Annotated in this window: 22 protein-coding genes and 1 tRNA gene; 14 read left to right on the top strand and 9 right to left on the bottom strand. The window is 53.7% G+C overall.

Annotation, left to right across the window (positions count from 1 at the left end):
* Positions 1-39 precede the first annotated feature (39 nt).
* The 3 genes from JMJ04_RS04060 to JMJ04_RS04050 are packed head-to-tail and all read right to left on the bottom strand — an operon-like array spanning position 40 to position 4,292.
* Positions 40-696 carry a hypothetical protein gene (locus tag JMJ04_RS04060; protein ID WP_201369271.1) on the bottom strand — a complete coding sequence of 219 codons (657 nt, stop codon included), beginning with the start codon at positions 694-696 and terminating at the stop codon, positions 40-42.
* A gap of 51 nt (positions 697-747) precedes the next feature.
* Positions 748-3,306 (bottom strand): ComEC/Rec2 family competence protein, encoded by a 2,559-nt coding sequence (locus JMJ04_RS04055; protein WP_201369270.1) that lies wholly within the window; start codon positions 3,304-3,306, stop codon positions 748-750.
* A gap of 56 nt (positions 3,307-3,362) precedes the next feature.
* Positions 3,363-4,292 carry a ComEA family DNA-binding protein gene (locus JMJ04_RS04050; protein ID WP_201369269.1) on the bottom strand — a complete coding sequence of 310 codons (930 nt, stop codon included), beginning with the start codon at positions 4,290-4,292 and terminating at the stop codon, positions 3,363-3,365.
* A gap of 189 nt (positions 4,293-4,481) precedes the next feature.
* On the opposite strand from JMJ04_RS04050, the gene JMJ04_RS04045 reads away from it, so the two are divergent.
* Positions 4,482-4,556 (top strand) — tRNA-Arg (locus tag JMJ04_RS04045).
* 61 nt (positions 4,557-4,617) lie between these two features.
* Positions 4,618-4,935, top strand: a complete 318-nt coding sequence (cutA, locus tag JMJ04_RS04040; RefSeq protein ID WP_201369268.1) for a divalent-cation tolerance protein CutA — start codon at positions 4,618-4,620, stop codon at positions 4,933-4,935.
* Positions 4,936-5,069: 134 nt separating this feature from the next.
* On the opposite strand, the gene JMJ04_RS04035 is transcribed toward cutA, so the two are convergent.
* The 3 genes from JMJ04_RS04035 to JMJ04_RS04025 form a co-directional block, all read right to left on the bottom strand.
* Positions 5,070-5,606 carry a fascin domain-containing protein gene (locus tag JMJ04_RS04035; protein WP_201369267.1) on the bottom strand — a complete coding sequence of 179 codons (537 nt, stop codon included), beginning with the start codon at positions 5,604-5,606 and terminating at the stop codon, positions 5,070-5,072.
* A gap of 361 nt (positions 5,607-5,967) precedes the next feature.
* On the bottom strand, positions 5,968-6,414 hold the full coding sequence (locus tag JMJ04_RS04030) for a Fur family transcriptional regulator (RefSeq protein WP_236037907.1): 447 nt from the start codon (positions 6,412-6,414) through the stop codon (positions 5,968-5,970).
* Positions 6,415-6,582: 168 nt separating this feature from the next.
* On the bottom strand, positions 6,583-7,491 hold the full coding sequence (locus tag JMJ04_RS04025; RefSeq protein WP_201369266.1) for a metal ABC transporter solute-binding protein, Zn/Mn family: 909 nt from the start codon (positions 7,489-7,491) through the stop codon (positions 6,583-6,585).
* A gap of 226 nt (positions 7,492-7,717) precedes the next feature.
* Here JMJ04_RS04025 and JMJ04_RS04020 point away from each other — a divergent pair, with 226 nt between their 5' ends.
* The 7 genes from JMJ04_RS04020 to JMJ04_RS03990 all read left to right on the top strand — a co-directional run bounded on the left by JMJ04_RS04020 (position 7,718) and on the right by JMJ04_RS03990 (position 14,872).
* Complete coding sequence (locus JMJ04_RS04020) at positions 7,718-8,689, top strand: ATP-binding protein (RefSeq protein ID WP_201369265.1); 972 nt, start codon at positions 7,718-7,720, stop codon at positions 8,687-8,689.
* Positions 8,690-8,821: 132 nt separating this feature from the next.
* Positions 8,822-9,211, top strand: coding sequence for an SCO5389 family protein (locus JMJ04_RS04015; protein ID WP_201369264.1), 390 nt, complete (start codon positions 8,822-8,824; stop codon positions 9,209-9,211).
* A gap of 507 nt (positions 9,212-9,718) precedes the next feature.
* Entirely contained in the window at positions 9,719-10,099 is a 381-nt protein-coding gene (locus JMJ04_RS04010; protein ID WP_201369263.1) for a hypothetical protein, read from the top strand.
* Between the two features lie 727 nt (positions 10,100-10,826).
* Entirely contained in the window at positions 10,827-11,522 is a 696-nt protein-coding gene (locus JMJ04_RS04005; protein WP_201369262.1) for a hypothetical protein, read from the top strand.
* Positions 11,523-11,700: 178 nt separating this feature from the next.
* Positions 11,701-13,575, top strand: coding sequence for a copper resistance CopC/CopD family protein (locus tag JMJ04_RS04000; RefSeq protein ID WP_201369261.1), 1,875 nt, complete (start codon positions 11,701-11,703; stop codon positions 13,573-13,575).
* A 150-nt stretch (positions 13,576-13,725) separates the two neighbouring features.
* Positions 13,726-14,235, top strand: a complete 510-nt coding sequence (locus JMJ04_RS03995) for a vitamin K epoxide reductase family protein (protein ID WP_201369260.1) — start codon at positions 13,726-13,728, stop codon at positions 14,233-14,235.
* A 124-nt stretch (positions 14,236-14,359) separates the two neighbouring features.
* Positions 14,360-14,872: a hypothetical protein gene (locus tag JMJ04_RS03990; RefSeq protein ID WP_201369259.1), complete on the top strand. Its 513-nt coding sequence runs from the start codon at positions 14,360-14,362 to the stop codon at positions 14,870-14,872.
* A gap of 74 nt (positions 14,873-14,946) precedes the next feature.
* On the opposite strand, the gene JMJ04_RS03985 is transcribed toward JMJ04_RS03990, so the two are convergent.
* On the bottom strand, positions 14,947-15,738 hold the full coding sequence (locus JMJ04_RS03985; protein ID WP_201369258.1) for an ABC transporter permease: 792 nt from the start codon (positions 15,736-15,738) through the stop codon (positions 14,947-14,949).
* Between the two features lie 2 nt (positions 15,739-15,740).
* Entirely contained in the window at positions 15,741-16,721 is a 981-nt protein-coding gene (locus JMJ04_RS03980) for an ABC transporter ATP-binding protein (protein WP_201369257.1), read from the bottom strand.
* Between the two features lie 489 nt (positions 16,722-17,210).
* On the opposite strand from JMJ04_RS03980, the gene guaB reads away from it, so the two are divergent.
* Together guaB and JMJ04_RS03970 are read left to right on the top strand one after the other, a co-directional pair.
* Positions 17,211-18,713, top strand: a complete 1,503-nt coding sequence (gene guaB, locus JMJ04_RS03975) for an IMP dehydrogenase (RefSeq protein ID WP_201369256.1) — start codon at positions 17,211-17,213, stop codon at positions 18,711-18,713.
* A 489-nt stretch (positions 18,714-19,202) separates the two neighbouring features.
* On the top strand, positions 19,203-19,646 hold the full coding sequence (locus JMJ04_RS03970) for a transglycosylase SLT domain-containing protein (RefSeq protein WP_201369255.1): 444 nt from the start codon (positions 19,203-19,205) through the stop codon (positions 19,644-19,646).
* 57 nt (positions 19,647-19,703) lie between these two features.
* On the opposite strand, the gene JMJ04_RS03965 is transcribed toward JMJ04_RS03970, so the two are convergent.
* Positions 19,704-20,222: an N-acetylmuramoyl-L-alanine amidase gene (locus JMJ04_RS03965; protein ID WP_201369254.1), complete on the bottom strand. Its 519-nt coding sequence runs from the start codon at positions 20,220-20,222 to the stop codon at positions 19,704-19,706.
* Between the two features lie 244 nt (positions 20,223-20,466).
* On the opposite strand from JMJ04_RS03965, the gene JMJ04_RS03960 reads away from it, so the two are divergent.
* The 3 genes from JMJ04_RS03960 to JMJ04_RS03950 all read left to right on the top strand — a co-directional run bounded on the left by JMJ04_RS03960 (position 20,467) and on the right by JMJ04_RS03950 (position 21,978).
* Positions 20,467-20,832 carry a roadblock/LC7 domain-containing protein gene (locus JMJ04_RS03960; RefSeq protein ID WP_201369253.1) on the top strand — a complete coding sequence of 122 codons (366 nt, stop codon included), beginning with the start codon at positions 20,467-20,469 and terminating at the stop codon, positions 20,830-20,832.
* A 61-nt stretch (positions 20,833-20,893) separates the two neighbouring features.
* Positions 20,894-21,388, top strand: a complete 495-nt coding sequence (locus JMJ04_RS03955; protein WP_201369252.1) for a roadblock/LC7 domain-containing protein — start codon at positions 20,894-20,896, stop codon at positions 21,386-21,388.
* A gap of 14 nt (positions 21,389-21,402) precedes the next feature.
* Positions 21,403-21,978, top strand: a complete 576-nt coding sequence (locus tag JMJ04_RS03950; RefSeq protein ID WP_201369251.1) for a GTP-binding protein — start codon at positions 21,403-21,405, stop codon at positions 21,976-21,978.
* The last annotated feature ends 30 nt before the right edge of the window (positions 21,979-22,008 follow it).

The raw sequence follows: 22,008 nt of genomic DNA, 5'->3' as shown, positions 1-22,008 counted from the left end.
GTGCCATGCACGGACTCCACAATTCATTTGACAGTAGTATTAATGCATGAAGGGTGGGGGCGTCTGCATATGGGGCTGCTGGGTATAGGCCACGTGTTGTGCCTGAGCGAGCTGGCGGTTGAGCATGCCATTGAACAGGATGGCGTTGATAATAATTGCCAGGATCGCCAGGGGCCCCAGGCAGAGCAGGCCAATGCCGAAGGTAAAGATGGTCCCCAGAATCACAACTGGCCAGTAGATGAAGATGCTGCCAAGTAGCAAGGCTAGCCCTACAGATGTCTTGCCTGCCGTAAGCCAGCCCACACCAAAGACTCCGAAAAGCGAGAGGAAGATCTCGATGATGAGTGCGCCATCGTTCTTGCGTGGCAGTGTAGGGATTGGCTGGGCTTGATAGGTGACATAGGTATAGGCCGTCTGGTGTCCCGGGTAGGAGCGATGGCGTGGATCTGAGGGACCATAGCCATAGGAGCGCGCCTCGGTCCTTGGTATCCTGGGTGGGACAATCTTCTCCTCGTATGGCTGTCCCTGGTAGCCCTCCTCATAGGAGGCGACGGCATTAAGCGTTGCTTCAAACTCGCGCTGATTATATTGTGTACTGGCTGAAACACGCCTTTGACGTGGCTCAAGGTGTGCGCCACAGGTGGGGCAGGTAGTGGTATGGTTCGCGATCTCGGTTCCACAATATTCACAGCGCATATCGTCCGTGTCCTTCTATTTGCCGGGTTAGTCATTGTTCGCTATGTTTCATCAAGAGCTAGAGAATAAATCATTCTCCGCGAAGCTCTGCCATCCCTGCCCTGTGTCGCGAAGCGTCAATGTGCCAGTCTGCGCGATAAAGCGTACAGCGAGAGTACTCAACAGGCCGCCTGTCTCACGCGACAGAAGTGTAGATAACTCCTCACTGCTCGTTGAAGATGCCTGTTTATTCACTCCCCGCCCGGGTGTGCCCGGCGTGACGATGAGCTGTGCTGGCTGTGCCTTCGCCAGCAAGGTCGCCAATGCCTGGGGAAAGGGTTTGTTCTCATTGCCTACTACCTGTACGATGTCAGCTTGCAGGTACGTTGGATCAATATCGTCGAGTAGTCCCTGCAAGGCATAGTTACTGGTCGCGGCCTCCCCCAGCAAGAGCAGGCTCAGTCCCGGCGCGGTCAACCGTAAGACTAAGCTGTTATCGCGTGCCTCATCACTGCCCTTGTGCAGCTCCAGAGGCCAGAGTACCTGGATTTGCATATTGGCACCTGACGGAATCATGCTTCCCTGCTGCGCCACCACATAGGGAATGGCGCGTTCACTTATAGTACGCCGCCAGCGGGCGTAGGTTGCGCTGGGGTGAAGCATTCCTGCGTCTACTGCTCTTCCAATAGTGTATCTTGCTGCAACGTCTTGTAAACCCGTAATATGATCTTGAAGTGGAGCTGTAAGCATTACTGTATCGAGAGTGTGTTGCCAGGGCGAGAGAAGGCGATCCAGGGCCAGCCCAACTCCGGCGCTATCAAGTCCTCCATCAATCAGGCTGTTGTGCCCATCTGTGCTCTTGAGAAAGATCGCCGTTCCCGCCTCAGGCTGCGTAGGCGATCCCAGGCTAAAAAAAGTTACCTCAGCCTGGTTAGTGGAGGCCTGAGCCTGGGCCTGAAATAATGAGAGACTGCAGGCAAGCAAGATGAGCACCGCCATAAGCAGCCTGAGTCGTGTTGGTAGGCGTTGCATTCTACTGCGTTGCCTGCTTCCCTGGTCTGAAGATATCGATGTCTTGCTTATCATGCTTTCCTGTGAGAGAGGCCATAGATAGTAGAGTGCACCCAGGAGCGCGTAGTAGAGGCATACCAGAAGCGTATCAACATTCCCTACATTCAAGGCGGCCCAGGGGAGGTGCGCGCACCAGGAAATAACCACTGCGACATAATGGACAAGAGGCCAGGCCAGCTCTCCGCAGAGCTGGAGTAGGAGCGGGCTAAGCACGCCAATAGCGCAGAGGAGTGTGCCAAGCACAAGCAGGGTTCCCAGCAGGGGCACAGTCAGCAGATTGGCCAGGGGAGCCACCAGCGAGACGACATGGAAGGTTACTGCCACAATCGGAAAGGTCGCGACCTGTGCCGCCAGGGTCACAGCCAGGAGTTCGCCGAGATAGCCACCACCGGGCAGGCGTTGCAAGGGATGCAGCATACGCGTCAGCGCAGGTGTAAGGAGCAGAATGCCCAGCGTGCCCACAAACGAGAGTTGGAAACCAACGTTCCAGGCGAGAAATGGATCAAGCGCGCTCATTACCAGCGCCGTTGCGGCCAGGGCTGTATAGACATTATAGCGTCGCCCCAGGCGAGGTGTAAGGTAGAGGAGGCTCCCCATAATTCCCGCGCGTAGTGCCGCCGGACTCGCGCCACTAAGCAGCGTATAGCCACTAATACACCCCAGCACCAGGAGCGTTACCAGCCAGCGCCGCCAGTCCTTACGTCTCTGTGCCGGCAATACCTGCCAGCCATTAACGCGATCTTCATATAGTCTTGAGAGCACCTGTACAAGGAGACCCGTAAGCAAGGTAATCTTAAAGCCAGAGGCCGCGACCAGGTGGGCCGTTCCGGTCGCGTTAAAGTCGGCCTTAAGCAGCGTCAGGGATGGTGTGTGCAGGCTCAAGAAAATGGCAATGAGCAGAGCTGCCTCTGGCTGGGGCAGAGCGCGGGCAAGCACCTGGGAGAGTGTGACGCGCAGGGTAAAAAGCGCCTCAAGCAGGGCGTTCCCACCATGCGCTGAGACTTGAACCCTAGGGAAGGCCATCGTAGCCACCACGGCGGAGGGACCTGGCGGTGCCGGCTGTAACGTGCCAGTAAGCTCCACTTCGTCACCATAATTAGCACCATACGGATCAATGATCGCATCACCGAGCGTCACCACCGAGAGTTCGCCCTGGGCAGGCTGCCAGCCAGCGCCTGTGATACTAACCTCGTGAGCCACTATCAGCAGCGAGCGGCTATGCCCCGTCGTGGTCGGCTCAGCCGAGACCTCGCCGCGCACATGCAGCCCACGTGTACCAACAAGGTGCGCCAGGCTATGTGGCTGTTCACGCGGTGTCTCTACCGTGTAGCGCCACGCCCCCAGAAACAGCAACACCAGCATACCAGCCAGTAAACACACCCGCTGTTCCTGCCAATCTCCTACACAAACCAGCAATGCCACGCCCGCGCTTACCAGCCACACCCCCGCCGCGAGCGCAACGCTATTCGCCAGCACCATACCCGCCAGCCACGCCCCCGCCAATACTACTAGCAGCATGCCCTGAAGCTCAGTACCTACTCCTCTCTCCCTTATATCCATACCCATCCTCCCTAACACGGTGTGATTGGACAAAGTGCGCTCTCTTGCTAGCCTTACTAGACCGTAACCATCCCTTTGATCCGGTTGTAGATGGATTCGCTGATGACCTGGAGTAACTGGTCGACTGAGCTATAGGAGCCGTGTTGGGTGCGATAATTGACGATATTGTTTGCCGTTGTGCTACTGACGTTGAGCTGCTGGCGTAGCTCAGTGGTGCTGGCGGTATTGATATTGACCAGGACACCAGTAGCCGTTGTAGGTGTATTAGTACTACTTTTGGCGCTGGATGAACTACCCGCGCTGCTGGGCGGTGTCTCACCTATTTTGGCGACATAGACCTCTTCGCCATCATTGAGCTGCGCGGCCAGATTAAGCGCGACCAGGTTCGCCTCCGGCAGGGGACCGCCAGCTGCAGCGAGCAATTGATAAACGCGCGAACCCACCGCCAGGCGATAAATGCCAGGATTCTTGATAGCTCCCACGGCATAGACCTGCAATATACCTCCCGTACTGGGAGCGTTCGTCGTATTCTTCGTGGATTTGAGTGCCGTATTTGTCGTAATGGCCTGGTTATTGGCCGAGGATGGAGTGCTTGCCGCTGGTTGCCACAGGAGATAAAAGACGACACCTATTGCGAGAAACAGGCCTAATATGAGGATAAGCGCGGAGCGAGGAAGTGTACGCTGACTTCCAGCAGGTGGAAGCCCTGGCTCTGGGTCATCTAGTATCTCAATCAGGGCTTTTTCCTGCATAGGATCATTTAATCCAGGCAGGGTCGCGACTTGAACAGTTGGCTCAATATGAGTTATTTCATCGAGAGATCGAGGCTTGAATATAGAGATGGGAATGCTTGGATAAGGTTGTGTTATCTGTTTAGCCAGATTGATGCGCTGGCTTTCCTCGGATGATAGTGGCTCTGGAAATGGGGTCGTATGCTTCTTAGCAATAATCCTTCCCTTCTTCCAACTTCCAATAATAGAGATCAAAGTACTTTTTATGAGTATAGTATGCTTGAGTTAAAACAGTCAATATTTATGGTAATAATGGTTAGTATTGTGTAAAATGCGTATGTGCATAAGGTGGGTGTAGATAGGGCTGGAAGCCAATTTTGCTATGCTTTGATAAGAGTCTTGAGGCCAGTTGACGTTTGTGGTATATTTGTAGGTGAAAAGTCTGTTCCCGTAGCTCAGTGGATAGAGCATCGGTCTCCGAAGCCGTGTGCGCTGGTTCGATTCCAGTCGGGAACACCATAACGTATCACTGTAAACCCGCCTTTAGAGCGGGTTTATTTGTGTCACTAGGAGTGAATGAATGGACTTTATACAGGTGTATACCGCTATCGATTCCAAAGAGGCGGCTCAGAGAATAGCAGATGCGGTAGTTACCAGGCGGCTTGCGGCCTGTTGTTGGGTCTCCGGTCCCATAACGAGTACGTACTGGTGGCAGGGAAAACTAGAGCAGGCTGAAGAGTGGGTATGTACGATGAAGACACGTAAAGAACTCTACGACGAGCTAGAGAAAGCCATCAAAGAGATTCATACATATGATACGCCGGAAGTTCTTGCAACCCCTATAGTGGTGGGGAATGAGAGCTACCTGGATTGGATTGCGAACGAGACACAGAGATAAGGAGACACAAATGGGGCCTGGATACTACTATCCAGGCCCTTTTCTATGACATATTCTTATGTTCGCTTTTGGATATAAAGGCCTTTCCTCAGTTAGCGCCTATAAATGTCAATGTCAAGCCACAACCCTGGTGCTTATGAGACTTTGGTGAAGATGAACGAGGTCGAATCAGGGGTGGAGAGGTCTTCACCAATGGGTTCTATCACGTTGCGGTCGGCGTAAGAGGTAAGCTGCCAATATGCATCATTGTCGGCCTTGAGACCAAATCCGTCATTGGTTTCTTCAGCGGTAACCTGGCACGTGGGATCAGTATTGGGCAGGTCCGACTCCATAATTATGGGGGAGTCAGTCGTATCATGGCAAAGGTGTTTCCCATCGGGTGTGCGAAACGCGAGCTTGCCACCAGCCAGGACCTCAACAGTGAACTTGACCGGACTTGCCGCACCAGATGTTAACACTAACTTTCCGTCATTGAGCTGCTCAAAGCCAAAATCTCCTCCATTTAATTGGAGTTGTACCTGGTCACCATTGCCTGGGAGATAGTAGGAATCTGTGTCAGCATGTGCGTTTGCTACCCAGAGCAGCGTCGAGAGGAGCAGGCCCGCGCAGAAGAGTATGCCAGCCAGCAGGCGTACCACAGAGAGCATAGTTTTTTTCTTTATAGAGAGCATGATTTTTCCTTTCAAAAAGCGCACATTAAGTATGAGCAAGAATAAATTCTGCTCTTACTCAAAGTTTAAGAAAAGCTGCAAAGGCGACGAAATGAATGGTATCTCTTGTCTGGCGTTTTGGTTGCTTATTTGCGCTCCATGTGCAGCGCCTGAAAAGTGCGGACGCGTTTCAGCGAAAAGACATGCATAAGCCTTGTTTTCTCCATCCTTAGAAAAAGTCATATGTACATCAGGGGGGAAAGGAAGCGCTAGAAGATGACGCGCGGGAAAAAAGGTCGCAGGTGTTTAAACGTGCGACCTGTGGAGGAGTAACAGGCGTGAAAGTGGCGCTTATAGAGTAGCCGCGTACGCCAGTAGCGGGCTACTCGGTGCGGCACTCGGAGCAGCGGCCGAAGAGAGAGAGGGAGTGCCCCTCAATGGTGAAATCGGTCTGGTTGCCGATCTTCGCGAGCTGTTCTTTGGGGAGGCAGATATCTACCTCGACCACGCGATGACACTGGTTGCAGGTCAGGTGATGGTGGTGGCTGTGCCCGCAGACGCGATAGTGGTGCGTGCCATCGGCGAAGTCGACGCGGTTGAGCAGACCCTTGTTGACGAGCTTTTCTATCGAGCGGTAGACGGTCGCGCGACCCAGGTGGGGATCATCTTTGCGAATATCCTGCCACAGGTCATCAACAGTAAAATTGGTTTCGTTCTCCGCGAACTCAACGAGCCGTTGTTCGATAAGCCGACGCGGGCGCGTGCGGCGCTGACTGACTTCATCGAACGCGGCACGGATTTGTTCTTCGATGGGATGTGCCTCGGTCACGTTGCTTACTCTCTTTCTGGACTGGCTACGCACGGGGGAGAGATCACCTGTGCAGATCTATTGAGATAGTATATCACGAACAGGCGCTCTAGGGAAAGTTTTTATGTTGCAGGGAAAGGATATTGGCGGGCAGCTGCCCGCCAATATCCTTTCCCTGCAACATTATGTCTATTTGCTGGTGCTGGCCTTGAGGGCTTGCTCCAGGCTATTCATCTGGTCGAGCTGCCAGGACTGGTAGGTCTTGCCCTGGGGCATGGTCTCGGTCACAGGCACAATGGGAATCTTCTTGCTCTGCGCATCCCGCTGGAGCTTGCTAGTAATGGGCGTATTGGTCTGCTCATTGTAGATAAGAACTTTGATCTCGCCATGCGTGATCTGGTTATTGGCGATGGCGACCGTGTTAGCGGGGGGATCATTGCCCTCGGCAATGGCTTTCTGAAGCTCGCCTGGCGTCTTTACATCCAGCCCCATCGGGCCAGTCTGATAGAGGAAGATCGTCTCGGTCAGGCCCACAGGGGTACCAACGTACTGGCTCTTGATCTCACTGATCTTCTGCTCAAGCGCCTGAAGCGAATCGTCGAATTTCTTTAGATTGACGTCATAGTCGGCGGCATGGGTTGCATCCTGTTTCTTGAGAGCCGTGGCGATGGAGCTGGCAATGACCTTCACATTCTGGGGGCTATACCAGACATGTTCGTTGTCAGGCAGCTTCTGTGGAGCGATATCGAAGGCTGTCACGACGCTGCGGTTATCATTGGGCGAGGCATCGAGCAGTTTCTTCATCCACTCGTCATAGCCGTCCCCGTTCTGAATGACAAGCTGGGCAGTCGCCACGGCCTTGCCATTCTCCACGCTTGACTCGTATTCATGTGGATCGACGTTGGGATCGGAGAGGACGCTGCTCACATTGACGTGCTCACCTCCAATCTGTTTCGCAATATCGCCATAGAAATTCTCTGCCGCTACCACATTCATCTTGCCTGAACTCTGCGCCAGGCTAGAGCTGTTGCAGGCCGTAAACAGCCCAAGAAGTGAAATAGAGAGAAGTAGTGCTATCCCTGCTCTTTTTGCGTGCATGATCTATCTTTATCTCCTGAGTATGCTAATGTCATTAATTGAGACGATATCTCTTTAGCTTTGAGGAGAGTATACCCTCCTTCGCTATATTTGTCAATGAGATATTGTCTCAATTGTATATTTGATATATTGTCTCAATAGTCTTGATTTTGGTGAAAAAGCATGTCATACTTGTCTTGGTCAATAAGACTTGTATCGTCAATTTCGTAGGAGTAGAGTTTGAAGTATGCGAGTGGCTTTTGTTGGAAAGGGTGGCAGTGGGAAAACCACGCTCTCATCGTTACTCTGTCGTTATCTAGCGAGTGGTCAGTGGCCTGTGATGGCCATGGACGCGGATATTAATCAACACCTGGGCATGGCGCTGGGTCTCTCCGAGACAGAGACTGCTACGCTTGTGCCGATGGGCCTGGAAATCGAGCGCATCAAGGCGTATGTACGCGGGTCTAATCCCCGCCTGCCTTCGACGGCTTTGATGCTCAAAACCACGCCTCCGGGAACTGGTTCGCGCCTGTTGCGCCTGGATGAGCCAAATACGCTTTGGGAGCATTTTGCGCGCGAGGTAGCCGGTGTGCGCCTGCTTGTCACTGGTCCATTCAGCCAGGAAGATTTGGGGCATCGCTGTTACCACTCAAAGGTAGGTGCGGTCGAGCTGATTCTCAACCATTTGCTGGATGGTCCAGGCGAGTATGTGGTGGTCGATATGACGGCTGGTGCGGATTCATTTGCGTCCGGCATGTTTACCAAGTTCGACCTGACATTTCTGGTGGTTGAGCCAACGCTCAAGTCGCTTGGCGTCTACAAGCAATATCAAGAGTACGCGCGTGAGTATGATGTGCGTATCCGCGTGATTGGGAACAAAGTTGAGTCAGAGGAGGATGTGCAGTTCTTGCGCGAGCAGGTGGGCGCTGATCTACTGACATGGCTAGGACGCTCAGCCTATGTACGCGCGCAGGAGAAGGGGCAATATCTCCCTTTTGAGTGTTTAGAGCCTGAGCATGCCCAGGCGCTTGTGACAATGAAGCAGGCTCTAGATAGTGGTCAGAAGGACTGGGAGAAATTGTACGCGCAGACAGTTGAGTTTCACCGCAAAAATGCGCTAGGCTGGGCCAATGCCTCGCTAGGCGAGGACGTTACCTCCCAGATTGATCCCGCGTTCTCTCTCGCCGAGGCGGCGCGAGGTTATGCGACTGCCAGTTAGTAGGGGCCTGCAAATGTGTTGTATTCCTGCGTGGTGCATCGTTCTGTGTCAGCAGAATACATAAAAGTTATTACTAAAATGTCCCTGAGTAACGATGGCGACGAATTCGCCTCAATGAAAGGAGTACCCTTGATGTCATTAGACGTTTCTCCAGCGCTGCTTGAGCAGGCTCAACAGGGTGAGGTACGCACGAGTGATTTCTTGCAATGTATCCGCGAGTCCCTGCCCTACGCGTGGAATCTCATTGAAGGCCTGGCGCTTCGTCTGCGCCAGGGGGATGACACGTTTGTGGATAACCAGGTTCCGCCTCCCAGCGAGTATGAGCGTGGGCAGCTCCTGCGCGTGCTCTCAAGCGACGCGATGCGCAACACCCTTGAAGCCCACTTTGGCGTAAAACTGGCCTTCCAGAACTGCCACCGCGTGGCGCTCTTCCGCAAAGATCAGCTAGGTGAGACTTATGAGGAATTTATTTCTCCTCGTAGTCAGCTCCTCAATCAGTCCCCCGAATTGCGCGACTGCTAAATGTGAGAATGCCTTCGTAGCGCTTGTATTCCCTATCCAGCAAAATTTAGGATAGGGAATACACTTACTCCTTCCACACTCTCCACGGACCTATAACCAGGACAGACACCAATTAGCCTTTCCCATCCTCCTCAAGCTGAGTCTTTTCAAAGAACTCATCTAAAAGCCTTCAATTACAAGGGGACATATACAAGTTCACCATTTCGATGGCCCCTATCGACTTTAAGGCTGTTTTCTGGTGAATATGCAACATACCGCGTCCTGTATGGGCTGGCTACCTCTCCAAAAGAGGGGGCTGGTAAAGGCAATTTTGGCCGTTTCGCACTCTACCAACTGCTTGCTGCAATCTCGTTGTGCAACCCGTGAGTTCAGCGCGTTCAAGTACATACCCAATTAGGGGAAGTATGTCCCCTATAATTGAAATATAGAGGTTATCTAAACTTCTCAGGGATAGCACCGTGCGTCCCGTTTCATGTTCCCTTACACGACCACACGAAAGGATTAGATATGCCCTATCTTTTATATTACATACGACGAACCATCATGTTCACTCGTCAACATCATAGCCAGCTGCATGGAAAGCCCACATTCCTCCTTGTCGTTGCTCTCCTGGCCAGCCTGGTCCTGCTTGCTCACTCCCTCGCCACCACCCATCAAACGACAACGCACTATGCACGCTCGTTACATCCATCTATCGGCTATCCACAAGGCGCTAGCCCCCACGTTGCCTTTCCGCATAACTCGACCCCCCAGGTCGCCTACCCACAAGGCGCTAGTCTCCTCGATATGACATATACTGGGCAGACTCGCTCCCATCATAGTCTATTTCGGCTACAGCCCATCTATCGTCTATTTTGGCTACAGTTCATCCATCGTCTATCTATATAGCGGTCCTTCCGCAGGCATCGCCTATCCTGGCTACAGCCTATCCATCATGTATCCAAACGGCTAAAGACTCCTCCCTGCAACCAGCCGCAACACACGTGGCTCAGTTCAGTGAGAACAAGGAGGCTGATGATGTATCATCAGCCTCCTTGTTCTCACTGCCCACGGGATGCGCAACAAGATGATAATAAACAAGCAAAGAAACGAGAGCCCCTTTTCAGTGACAGGAAAAAACGATAATAATGAGAGTATAGATCTGGTGCTAACCTGGATAGGTCATGTTACTCCAAAGAGCACAGCTGCATAACGTCATGACTACTGCTAAGCACGATAGTATCAATCCTGTAATCACCAACCCTCTCCGAGAAACAGACCCTAACCCCCAACACGACAAGATGACTCCTACTTTTGGCAGACTACAGTGCTCATGGGGCACTGGAAACAAGGCGCGATAATCTTTATATCGATGGTTCGGCTAGATTCACCAAAAGTGCGTTTGAGCTCAAAATTTGAAGGACCATGTAAGCATGGTCCTTCAAATTTCCTTACGGGAAAGATGGGGGAAAAGATAAGTAGAACTCCCAATGACACTTTGCAGAAATTGCCCTATGATACATATGTACACATTCTAAGGGCTTGTATGCCTGGTATATTTTGGGGTGCCGCCATTGGTAATGCTGTGGCTTTTTTACCCTTTGATGGCACCAGTATCATTGGTAGGGAGTTTCTAATGAAGAAGAAGTTGTATGCGGGTGTTCTTGGCTGCCTGGTGGCGCTATGCGCCTTGTTGTTGACGACGCAGCCGGCGATGGCGCATGAGAAGCGTCATGTTGGTAAGTATACCTTCGTGGTTGGTTTTCTGGATGAGCCAGCCTACGCGAATATAAAAAATGGCCTGGACCTGACTATTTGTAATGGCGATGCCTGTACCTATACCGTGACGGATGGGCAGAAGGTGGTGTCCAACCCGGTCGAGAATGCCGAGCAGACCTTGAAGGCCGAGGCCATCCAGGGTGGCGCGCAGCCTCTGGCTCTGACCGTCGAGCCACGTTATGCCAATCCTGGCAAGTATGCGGGCTATTTTCTGCCCACGACCGCAGGTGCCTATACCTTCCACATCTATGGTACACTGAATGGGCAGCAGATCGACGAGAAATTTACCAGTAGCCCCAATGGTTTTGGCGAGGTAGAGCAGATCACAGCCTATCCCGCGACCACGAAGAATGTGAGTACGAGCGCCGCTGATACGAGCGCACTGGCACAGCAGGTCAAGGATGCGCAGAACAGTGCGCAGGTGGCTTCCACACTTGGTATTGCTGGTATCGTGGTTGGCGTTGTTGGGATGGCGTTGGCAGCGTTCGCCTTTACCCGTAAATCTCGCGTTATGCAGGCGACACAAGAGCCTGCCGAGAGCCTGCGTGGCTAGAAGCTAGCTTGAATGAGGGCCTGGGGCCAGACAAATTTCTCCGGTTTCTCCGGAGTATCCTCTCCTAATGCCGATATAGGGTAGATTCTGTGGTCTACCCTATGCCTCTGTTTCTTTGGAGGATACGTTCTGTTTATGAGGGCATTGTATCTGACCCAGGAGTGAAGAAGTGGCGAATATGTCTGTTTTAGCATTTGCGAGTAAACACTATAGATGGACGCTGTGGCGCAAGGGTGCGTGCGCACTGCTGTTCTGCCTGTTGATATTTCTCCTTCATCCGCTGCCGGCCCTGGCGCATGCCCAGTATGATCATAGCGATCCCGCGGCGAACGCGACCCTGCCTTCTGGTCAGCCGCCAGCACAGGTCAAGGTCTGGTTTACCGAGCGCATTGAGCCCGCCTTTAGCAAGCTTGAGGTGTATAATAAAGCGCGCCAGCGGGTCGACGCGGGCGACAGCCATATGATCCCCAACGACGACTCTGGCCTGATGGTTTCGCTGCGCTCGCAGTTGCCCGATGGTGGCTACACGGTTGTCTTTCGCAATGTGTCGCGTGACGACGGTCATGCCGTGGTGGGCAGCTTTAGCTTTGTCGTGGGCAATATGCCTCAGCCGCCGCCCGATAACGCGCTCTTGCAGCAGCTTCAAACCTCCGGCGATAATTTCAATGTCTGGAGCGTCGCCATTCGCTGGTTGAATTACCTGGGCATGGCGGGCCTGGTGGGCGCCCTGACCTTTCTCTTGCTTGTGCTTCGTCCCGCGCAGGTACGCCTGGCCGCCGATTCCCTTATCAAATCGGATCGCGAGTTGCTGCGTGTTCGGAGTGAGCGCGCTATCCAGGCTATTGTGGTAGGGAGCCTGGCGCTCTTGCTCGTTGGCTGGTTTGCCTTCACCCTCTACCAGGCGAGCGTGGCGAGTGATAGTAGTATCTGGCAGGCCTTCGGTAATGGCACGGTGCGCAGCCTACTCTTTGAGAGTCATTTTGGCAGTACCTGGCTTCCGCGCCTGGGGCTGATTGTGTTGGGTATGGTCCTGTGGCTCTTCTGGCGCTATGGCGTGCATGAAGGGAGCATTAGCTATCTCCTCCCGGTCTACCTCTTCCTGCTGGGAATTGGTGTGATGACCACGACCTCCCTTGACTCGCACGCGGCGGCGAATCATGATCCGGGTCTCTGGATCTTGTTCGATGTCCTGCACCTCTCCGCGACCGGCTTCTGGATCGGCGGACTCTTCGCCTTTGTGCTGATCCTGCCTGCGACACTGTATATCTTGCTCCCCGGAACAGGCGACCGTACACGTTTCTTTGCGGCCTTGATTCCCCATTTCTCGCGGGTCGCGCTTGCCAGTGTGATCTGTCTCTCGGTAACGGGTATTCTGGAGGCGGGGAGCCATGTTTCTGGCGATGGCTGGCTCAGCGTGCCGGCCTGGTGGCAGTTGCTGACCAGCCCATATGGGATCGCCCTGGAGATCAAGGTCGGGCTTTTCGCGGTCCTGATTGGACTGGGGGCCTTTGCCTTACGCAGAGTTAGCCCGCGTATGCGTCGCTACGCCGCCGATCCCTCTAAGGAGACAGGGGCGGCCTCCTTCGCGGCAGGGAGCTTGCAGAGAACCTTCAGACGTTCGATCTTGATAGAGGTAGGCATAGGGGTGCTGTTGCTGCTTGTTGTGGGCGGCCTGACGAGCCTGAGTCCACCTACGCAGGCGAGCACACGTACAGGCAACGCGCTGCTCCAGCAGGGGCAGATGGGCGACCTGAGCTATCGCCTGGCGGTCACTCCCGGGACCATTGGCAGCAATGCCTTTGAGCTGTCCCTGACCGATGCAAATGGTAAGCCTGTGACCAAGACGAATGCGGTCCTGCTGCGCTTCACCATGCTGGATATGGAGATGGGCGTGCAGGAATTGGTGCTCCAACCCGTGGCGGGAAAGCCTGGCCTGTATAGCTCGACCGATAGCATCTTGAGCATGGGTGGCGATTGGCAGATCGCGATCCTGGTCCGGCGCCCCGGTATGGACGACGTCCGCACCTCATTCAAGATTGTCGTGCATGAATAGGTCTGGTAGATAGTGCGAAGCCCTGGTCACCTTCGGCGACCAGGGCTTCGCACTATCTACCAAAATTCTTAATTGTGTTGATTGTGCCGATAGTGCATAATGAGGATGTGTAAGATTGGTGCTTCAGCTTAATTTGATAAGGGGTTTGGCATGACATTCGCGCGACGTTCCGTGGCTCAGATTATTTTGCTTGTGCTTTCGGTCATTGGTATTGGCGTCTCTATTTACCTGACCTATGTGCATTATAATAGCGGTGCCCTGGTCTGTACGACGAGTGGGCTGGTGAATTGTGAGCGTGTGCTCTCTAGCATGTATTCCGTTGTGCCTGGGACCTCCATTCCGATCTCGGTTCCAGGTCTGCTCTGGTTCCTGGTGAGTGGCGCCCTGGCCGCTGTGGCCTGGCTCGCCCGCCCCGCCTTACGCCTTGTGCGCATCGCTGAGTTCGCCTGGTGCTGTGTGGGTCTGCTGACCGTCCTGTACCTGGTGTATGTCGAGCTAGTACGTCTGCATACCATCTGCGCCTGGTGTACCTCGCTGCATGTCATCATCCTGGTCATGCTGCTGATTACCGTCGTCTCCCTCTACAACGGCGAGGGCAATGCATATGATGACGAAGAGGACGAGGAAGTGCTTCCCTCAAAAGCTGCCTCCCGCCGCTAGATAGAGTGTGTGTGACGGTTGGCGTTCCTGGCACGTGTCATGGCTATGTGCTGGACTCGTAACGCGTATGGACTGTGTAAGGGCTTGCTGTCTTGCCTGGCCCTTGCTTCAAGGGGAAATGACCATGAAACGCTGGTTGTTGCTGGCGCTTGCTCTGGCGCTGATGCTTCCTCTCGCTTTCTGGGGATGGCAATTCGCTACGCTGCATACCTCGTCTGGGCCGTCACCCACCCTCGCCAGAGCGGCCAAAAGCCTGTATAAGTATGATATGTGCGCGCAGGCCTATGCCTTCCCTTACGCTGATGCTTCTATCCCCTTCAAGACCGACTATACCTTCGCCGATCCTTTCCGCAAGACGCAGGATACCATTATTCCCCGTATGCTGGCGTACAACTCCCAGACGCAAACCATTAACATGAACGTTGATGTGGTGTTGCCCCAGGTGAATACCTATCACCTCTCGCTGACGCGTGTGCATGAAGAGGATGGCATCTTTGTGCTGTTGCCGGACCAGTCGAACCATCTACGGCGTGCTCAGATTCCCCAGTTTATTGTCGCCTCATTTCTGCATGGTCGCCTGGCAATTGTGGACTATACTTGCCCCCAGAAATGGATCTGGAAAGAAGCAAACATCTGATCAGACAATGGATGTGTGTAGAAAAAATGGTGTCCCGGCCTCAGTCGGGACACCATTTTTTCTACACACATCTCTTATTCCCACTTGAAGGTACGAATGGCGACCAGGAGAATGACGACCGCCCAGATGGCCAGGATGAGGAGCTGGAAGCCTGGGAAGGCGTTGGAATCGGTCAGGGTGCTCTGGAGGGCCTGAGTGAGGGCCGTCGCGGGCAGGAAGCGTGAGATCGCTGCGATAGGCGCGGGCAGGTGGTCCAGGGGTAGGATGCCGCCGCCGATGAGCAGGAAGAGCAGGAAGAGGCCATTCGCCCCCGCCAACGTCAGCTCCGCGCGTAGTGCCCCCGCCATTGCCAGGCCCAGCGCCGAGAAGGTGATAGTTCCCAGGATAATGAAGAGCAGGGCCAGGGGGAGCGAACCCAGGGGATGCCAGCCGTAGAGCAGGACCGCGACCCCCACCAGCAGGATCACCTGTACAAGCTCTAGCGCGAGAATGGAGATGACCTTGGCCACAATGAGTCCCCCGCGCGAGAGGGGCGAGCTGCCCAGGCGCTTGAGCACGCCATAATAGCGCTCATAGGCCGTCGCGATGCCCAGGTTGACCATGCCAGCCGCGATGATCGCCACCGCCAGCACGCCTGGCAACAGGAAATTGACTGCGCTTCCCTTTACGCCAGGGACAATATTGAGCGAGGCGAAGAATACCAGGAGCATGACCGGGATAATCAGCGTGACCAGGACGTTCTCGCCACGACGCGAGGTCAGAAGTAGTTCATATTTGGTCTGTTGAAGCACCTGGCGCAGGGAAGAGGCGGCACGATTGCTGCCGGCGGCGGATGGATTTATGTGTTTTTGTGTCTGTACTGCCATGGTTAGTCTCGAACCTCCGATCCAGTGAGGCGCAGGAACAGGTCTTCCAGTGAGCCATGACCCGTGCGCAGTTCGGAGAGGGTGATATGCTGGTCGCGGAGCCAGGTTGTCAGTTCGACGATTAGTTGTGGTACCTCCTGGCCCTCTTTTGTCTCCAGGAGATAGCTGCCAGGGCGGATCTCCTGCGCTTTGCTTGCCGAGGGCAGGGAAGCCAGGCGCGTGCAATCCAGGCCAGCCGGGGCGACGAAGCGCACGACATTGGCGTTCTGCACGCCCGTAATGTTGGCTGGCGTATCCAGCTTGATCAGTTCGCCGTGATCGATGATGGCGATATGGTCGGCCAGGCGCTCGGCCTCATCCATATAGTGCGTTGTGAGCAGGATGGTGACGCCGCTGGCCTTGAGGTCGCGAATGATCTCCCAGGTCGCCAGGCGGGCCTGGGGGTCCATGCCAGCCGTAGGCTCGTCCATAAAGATAAGCTCGGGATTGCCGACCAGGGCCAGGGCCAGGGCCAGGCGGCGCTTCTGGCCTCCCGAGAGACGGCGGCAGTGTGTCTTCTGCGCGTTTGCCAGCCCCACCAGTTCGAGCAGGTCGGCGACATTGCATGGTTGCTCAAAGTAGCCGGCAAATAGCTCAAGGACCTCGCGGGCCGTCAGAGCTGGATATAGCCCATCCTGCTGGAGCATCACGCCGAGGCGTGGCTTCAGCGCCTGGGCTTCATGTATCGGATCGAGGCCCAGGACGCGAATCGTGCCCGCATCGGCCTTGCGATAGCCTTCTAAAGTCTCAACCGTGGTGGTTTTCCCGGCACCATTTGGTCCCAGCAGGGCAAAGACCTCGCCCTGGCGAACGCTAAAGCTCAGGTCCTTGATGACCTCGTTAGAGCCATAGCGTTTCTTAAAATTCTCAACGACAATGGCCTCATTCCCGGTGGAGGGGCTGCCTGAGACCTTTTGAGTCGTCGTCTGCGCTCGTGCAGACATATTCTTGCTCCTTGTTAATAGAAATGGAAGAATACTGCGTTTGTTCTGCCTCATACCTTACCGCAGTTCTCATTTACTGACAAGAGTAAACTTTCGTGCCTGCGGCGCCTCTGGGTAGGAGGGATGGGCATGTGGCGCGGGCATTGCCCGCGCCACATGCCCATCCCTCCTACCCAGAGGCGAGCTTGCGAGCCGAGATCTAAGGGCAAAGATATAGCAAGATTGTGCCGATTAGGAGAGATATATCCCTGGATGTGGAGTGGTAGGCGTCATATTTACGGCGTGATGAGAAGATTGGGTCGATAAAATTTGACGTCGCCCAATCTCAAGTGTTACACTAATCGGAATATTCGATGAACTTTGTCCTGTGCATCTTGAGATGTGTAGGTTGTTTTAGGGTAAATGATCTGCGTACTGCCTCCGTGTGAGGCATGTCCAGCATGCGTTGTTGACGTGTGCTGGCCTTTTTTTAAGGAGGATATTGCCGTTATGTCTTCGGAGCACTTGTCCGGTGCGTTTGCTGATAAGTTCGCCAAAGAAGGTCTTACCTTTGACGATGTTCTTATTATCCCCGCTGCTTCCTCTGTTCTCCCTAGTGGAGTCTCGACACAGACGCGTTTCTCGCGTAATATCACCATCAACATTCCTATTGTGAGCGCGGCCATGGATACCGTAACCGAGGCGCGCCTGGCTATCGCCCTAGCCCGTGAGGGTGGTATTGGTGTGATTCACCGTAACCTCTCGATTGAGAGCCAGGCGGCTGAAGTCGATAAGGTCAAGCGTTCAGAGTCGGGTATGATCACCGACCCCATTACTCTGTCCCCCGAGGCTCCCCTGCGCGAGGCGCTGGATGTGATGGCACATTTCCATATCTCTGGTATTCCCATTACTGAGGAAGGGAAGCTGGTTGGTATTCTCACCAACCGTGACATGCGCTTTGAAACCAATGTTGGGCGCCCAATCTCTGAGCTGATGACGCGCGAGAACCTGATCACCGTTGCCGTTGGTACCACCCTGGAGCAGGCGCGCGAAATCCTGCATCGCTACAAGGTCGAGAAGCTGCCCGTGGTCGATGATCACAATATGCTTAAGGGCCTGATCACGATGAAGGATATCCAGAAGAAGACTATGTTCCCCAATGCTACCAAAGACCGCTTTGGTCGTCTGCGCGTGGCCGCGGGCATCGGTGTGGGTGCCGACTCGGAGCAGCGCTGTGGCGCCCTGGTGGAAGAGGGCGTAGACGTGATCGTGATCGATACCGCGCACGCGCATTCGCACATGGTCATCGAGGGCGTGGCGCGTATTAAAGAGCTTTTCGGCAAGAAGGTAGATGTGGTTGCCGGTAACGTGGTTACTGCCGAAGCCACACAGGCCCTGATCGAGGCTGGCGTTGACGCCGTCAAGGTTGGCGTCGGTCCCGGCTCCATCTGCACTACGCGTGTCATCGCTGGCGTGGGTATGCCCCAGGTCTCAGCCGTCTTTGATTGCGCTCAGGTCGCGCGCAAGTACAATGTGCCTGTGATCGCTGATGGCGGTATCCAGTACTCTGGTGATATCGCTAAAGCCATCGCTGCTGGCGCCGATACCGTCATGATGGGTAGCTTGCTGGCGGGCGTGGACGAGAGCCCAGGTGAACTGATCATCTCGCATGGCGAGCGCTTCAAGGACTATCGCGGCATGGGTTCCGTGGCTGCTATGAAGCAGCGCAGTTATAGCAAGGATCGCTATTTCCAGGAGGGCCGTGATGAGAGCCAGGTGATCGCGGAAGGCATTGAGGCACGTGTCCCCTATAAGGGCATGCTCAGCCCCTTCGTCTACCAGATGGTTGGTGGTCTGCGCCAATCCATGGGCTATGCAGGCGCGGCAACGATCCAGGAGATGCAGGAGAAGACGCGCTTCGTGCGTATCACCAGCGCGGGCCTGCGTGAGAGCCATCCCCACGACGTCATGATTACTAAGGAAGCACCCAACTACGGCAGCAAAGGCCGCTAAGTTTTTTAATGAGAAGAGGGTTGCCTGGCGGCCAGAGGCCGCCAGGCAACCCTCTTCTCATTACCTATGGTACTACCAAAGTACCGGGCAAATTCTTGAGAAAAATTGCTGCTTTTAACGTTATAAATATCTATATCCCCGTAGGGTCCCGCTGTTGATGCTATTTAAGGCAATATAAGTTAGAAAATACTTGTTTAATACAGTATGTTAGGTAGCCCGGGGGTACTATGTTTTCTCAAGTATGCAGAATTTTAGCCGTATATCTTTAGTGTCAAGACGCGGTGATGAAATACATAGTAGTCACCAATAACTTTCCCAAGGAAAACTACAATCACAGATTTGTTATAACAATTTCTCGGAAGGCAAGATTAAGGCTTCTGAGACAGTAAGATCTTATTCCGAAACCCAACATCACTCGCGTGACTAGCGCTTCCCCCATTCGGGGACAAGCACGCTCAGGGTTTCGGAGAAGAAGTAAAAGGAGTATTCGTGAAAGAGCATACTATCCAGACATCCAAACAGCCTAAGAACATGAAGAGTCTTCTGCTGAAGCTTGGAATGGCAACACTGTTTGGTGTTATGATGATGACCGCCATGCTTGGTTTGGGTGCGCGGACAGCCTCTGCTAAAGTCCATACTGCTAACGCCAATGCGGACGTCGTTTCGATGATTCGCCAGGTCTTTGGTCCTCACGCCAACCAGGCGATCAACATCGCCCGTTGTGAGTCGCACTTTAATCCGAGCGCGACCAATACGCAGGCGATTGGTAATAGCCACGCGGCAGGTGTCTTCCAGATCCTCTACCCAAGCACCTGGAATGGGACGCCTATGGCCGGTAGCTCACCTTATGATGCCTACGCCAACATCAAGGCCGCCTACCATATCTTCCAGCGCGACGGCTACAGCTGGTACGAGTGGCAGTGTCAGCCCTAATCAAAAATAAGTAAAAAGCAGAAAAAAGGCTCCCGAGAGGAGCCTTTTTTCTGCTTTTTATTGGGCAAGATAGGCGAAGAGTTCTTCCCAGGGGTAGGGGCCAGGACAGAAATGGCGGCCAACGGGGTCCATGGAGTAGTGACCGGTGATGCCACCGATGGCATCGGCGCGCCGCCTGGGAATTTCGTGGCGTTCGCAGATGCTTTTGACCAGGCGGAAGCTGACCTCGGTCTGGATGGCGGTCAGTGCATCTGAGTTGTCACGACTGGGCTTCACGTGCTCGATCGAGATAGTGACATAGTTGGGGTTGAGGCCCTTGCTCCACCAGGGATCATGTCCCTCGCTCACATAGCCATTGCCCCAGGCCGCGTCATGTTCGCGCACGGACTGCACGATCACACCATCACGCCCAATAGTGTAGTGCGTACTGACATCGGTGCGTTGAAAGAATTCCCCAACCTCCTGCGCGCTGTTAAAGCCAGCCGTGCCGTGGATAATCAGCCAGTGCACACTATGCTTTTCACGTCCGGGGAAATAATTATTGGAGGGTAGCCAGAGGACTCCTGGTTCATCCATGAATATGCTCCTGCCTATTGTTAGAAGTCTCGACGCTTCTATGGGATGTCTTTGGGTATACATATACCACATAGCCGCCCGGTGGTGTAGCCATTATAGCTAGCCTAACAATAAAGAATGCCTAATTATAGATTAGCCAAGATGTCCCAGCCAATTGCGTCCCGTTCCTCTATAGAATAGAATAACTAGGGTCATACCCTGACACCACACACGCTCAAAAACCTGCCGGCCGCGGAGGAGAGAAATGGTTGATTTAAAACAGACACTAAGCCGTTTTCTGGCTATTCCTGGAGTGCGTCTCGCGATCCTTGTAGGACGAGACGGCCTCTTGATCGAAGGCATGACACGTGATGGCAAGGATAATATGGAAGCTGTCGGAGCCATCATGACGACGGCTTTGAGCACCGCCGAAGCCCTGGGGCAGGAGATTTCGCGTGGTGGGGTAGTTGGGGTTGTGATGGAATATGAACAAGGTCTGGTCAGCATTGATCCCCTGGGCGATTTCGCCCTGATGGTTACCCTTTTTGATAATGCCTCAAATCTTGGGCGCGTACGTCATCTAGTCCGAACGAGTCGCAATGAAGTGCTTGAGGCTCTTGATATTGCGTAATTTAGGTAGAAGATATGGTCAATAACATCTGTTTGGCGTGTATATGGAGGGCGGCGCGTTCATGGAACAACTGACAAACCTGGTCATTTCTGATCGCGAACTCGTGACGATTACAGCTTTGCTGACAAAATTGATGAACGATACCAATGCAACTTCTACGATGCTGATCGATAAAAGTGGGCAGGTGGTAGCGGTTCAGGGTTCTGAGTCGCGCAGTAAGGCTACGACCCTTGGTGCCTTGTTGGCAGGCGTCTTCTCGTCTTCGCGTGAGGTGGCAAGGCTGCTCAATGAGAAGGATTTTCGCAGTATTTTCCAGCAAGGGGTTCAGGAAAATATCTTTACGTCTATGGTTGAGGAGCAGTGGCTCCTGGTAATTATTTTTGATAAACTAACGCATATTGGCCTGGTAAAAGTGCTCTCCAAAAAAGCTGCTGACGAATTAGGGCGTATTCTCGAACGCGTGCGTAGCGATACTTCACGCACCAAGTCGTCAGTCATCAATTTGCAGTTCCGCTCGTCTGTTGAAGATACCATTGATCTGCTCTTCCGCGATTAAGGGGCCTGGCTTACATGGCGTTTATAAATATTGCGACCCGCGAGATCCATTGTAAGATTGTTTACTATGGCATCGGCTACTGCGGGAAGACAACCAATTTGCAGTACGTTCACAAGAGTATTAATCCCCAGGTGCGTGGGGATCTACTCTCGATTAAGACCGACACCGAACGTACACTTTTCTTTGACTTTCTTCCTCTGGAACTAGGTCAAATCCAAAACTTTCGCACTCGCTTCTATCTCTACACAGTTCCAGGCCAGATCCTCTATGAGCGCACCCGCCTGGCTGTATTAAATGGCGCGGACGGCATCGTCTTTGTCGTCGATTCTCAGGCGGAGAAGTTTGAGGAGAATGTGCAGAGTATAGCTGAGCTTGAGATGAATATGCGCCGCCTGGGCAAGGATTTAGGGAACTTTCCCTTTATCATGCAGTGGAATAAGCGTGACCTCCCCAATGCACTGCCAGTGCCGGTGCTCGACCGCTATTTGAATCGGCGGCGGGTTCCCTCCTTTGAGGCTGTGGCGTCCTCTGGCAAGGGTGTCTTCGCGTCCCTGCGTGCTATCAGCAAGAGTGTCATGACCCAACTTTAAACTGCCCTTTTTTTACCCCTCTTCTTGTGT

Origin of the sequence: Ktedonobacter robiniae, assembly GCF_016587375.1 — a bacterium.
Classification (GTDB): Bacteria; Chloroflexota; Ktedonobacteria; order Ktedonobacterales; family Ktedonobacteraceae; genus Ktedonobacter; species Ktedonobacter robiniae.
Note: the sequence above shows the minus strand (reverse complement) of the source record. Positions and strands in the feature narration are given on the sequence as shown.

Bases quoted from the DNA above. Each gene is read 5' to 3' on its own strand.
- JMJ04_RS03980 (WP_201369257.1), bottom strand. From the start codon at position 16,721: ATGTCTGCACGAGCGCAGACGACGACTCAAAAGGTCTCAGGCAGCCCC.
- JMJ04_RS04055 (WP_201369270.1), bottom strand. From the start codon at position 3,306: ATGGATATAAGGGAGAGAGGAGTAGGTACTGAGCTTCAGGGCATGCTG.
- JMJ04_RS03965 (WP_201369254.1), bottom strand. From the start codon at position 20,222: ATGGATGAACCAGGAGTCCTCTGGCTACCCTCCAATAATTATTTCCCC.
- JMJ04_RS03960 (WP_201369253.1), top strand. From the start codon at position 20,467: ATGGTTGATTTAAAACAGACACTAAGCCGTTTTCTGGCTATTCCTGGA.
- JMJ04_RS04005 (WP_201369262.1), top strand. From the start codon at position 10,827: ATGAAGAAGAAGTTGTATGCGGGTGTTCTTGGCTGCCTGGTGGCGCTA.
- JMJ04_RS03990 (WP_201369259.1), top strand. From the start codon at position 14,360: ATGAAACGCTGGTTGTTGCTGGCGCTTGCTCTGGCGCTGATGCTTCCT.
- JMJ04_RS04025 (WP_201369266.1), bottom strand. From the start codon at position 7,491: ATGCACGCAAAAAGAGCAGGGATAGCACTACTTCTCTCTATTTCACTT.
- JMJ04_RS04015 (WP_201369264.1), top strand. From the start codon at position 8,822: ATGTCATTAGACGTTTCTCCAGCGCTGCTTGAGCAGGCTCAACAGGGT.
- JMJ04_RS04035 (WP_201369267.1), bottom strand. From the start codon at position 5,606: ATGCTCTCTATAAAGAAAAAAACTATGCTCTCTGTGGTACGCCTGCTG.
- JMJ04_RS03985 (WP_201369258.1), bottom strand. From the start codon at position 15,738: ATGGCAGTACAGACACAAAAACACATAAATCCATCCGCCGCCGGCAGC.
- JMJ04_RS04060 (WP_201369271.1), bottom strand. From the start codon at position 696: ATGCGCTGTGAATATTGTGGAACCGAGATCGCGAACCATACCACTACC.
- JMJ04_RS04020 (WP_201369265.1), top strand. From the start codon at position 7,718: ATGCGAGTGGCTTTTGTTGGAAAGGGTGGCAGTGGGAAAACCACGCTC.
- guaB (WP_201369256.1), top strand. From the start codon at position 17,211: ATGTCTTCGGAGCACTTGTCCGGTGCGTTTGCTGATAAGTTCGCCAAA.
- JMJ04_RS03995 (WP_201369260.1), top strand. From the start codon at position 13,726: ATGACATTCGCGCGACGTTCCGTGGCTCAGATTATTTTGCTTGTGCTT.
- JMJ04_RS03955 (WP_201369252.1), top strand. From the start codon at position 20,894: ATGGAACAACTGACAAACCTGGTCATTTCTGATCGCGAACTCGTGACG.
- JMJ04_RS04010 (WP_201369263.1), top strand. From the start codon at position 9,719: ATGCCCTATCTTTTATATTACATACGACGAACCATCATGTTCACTCGT.
- JMJ04_RS04000 (WP_201369261.1), top strand. From the start codon at position 11,701: ATGTCTGTTTTAGCATTTGCGAGTAAACACTATAGATGGACGCTGTGG.
- cutA (WP_201369268.1), top strand. From the start codon at position 4,618: ATGGACTTTATACAGGTGTATACCGCTATCGATTCCAAAGAGGCGGCT.
- JMJ04_RS03950 (WP_201369251.1), top strand. From the start codon at position 21,403: ATGGCGTTTATAAATATTGCGACCCGCGAGATCCATTGTAAGATTGTT.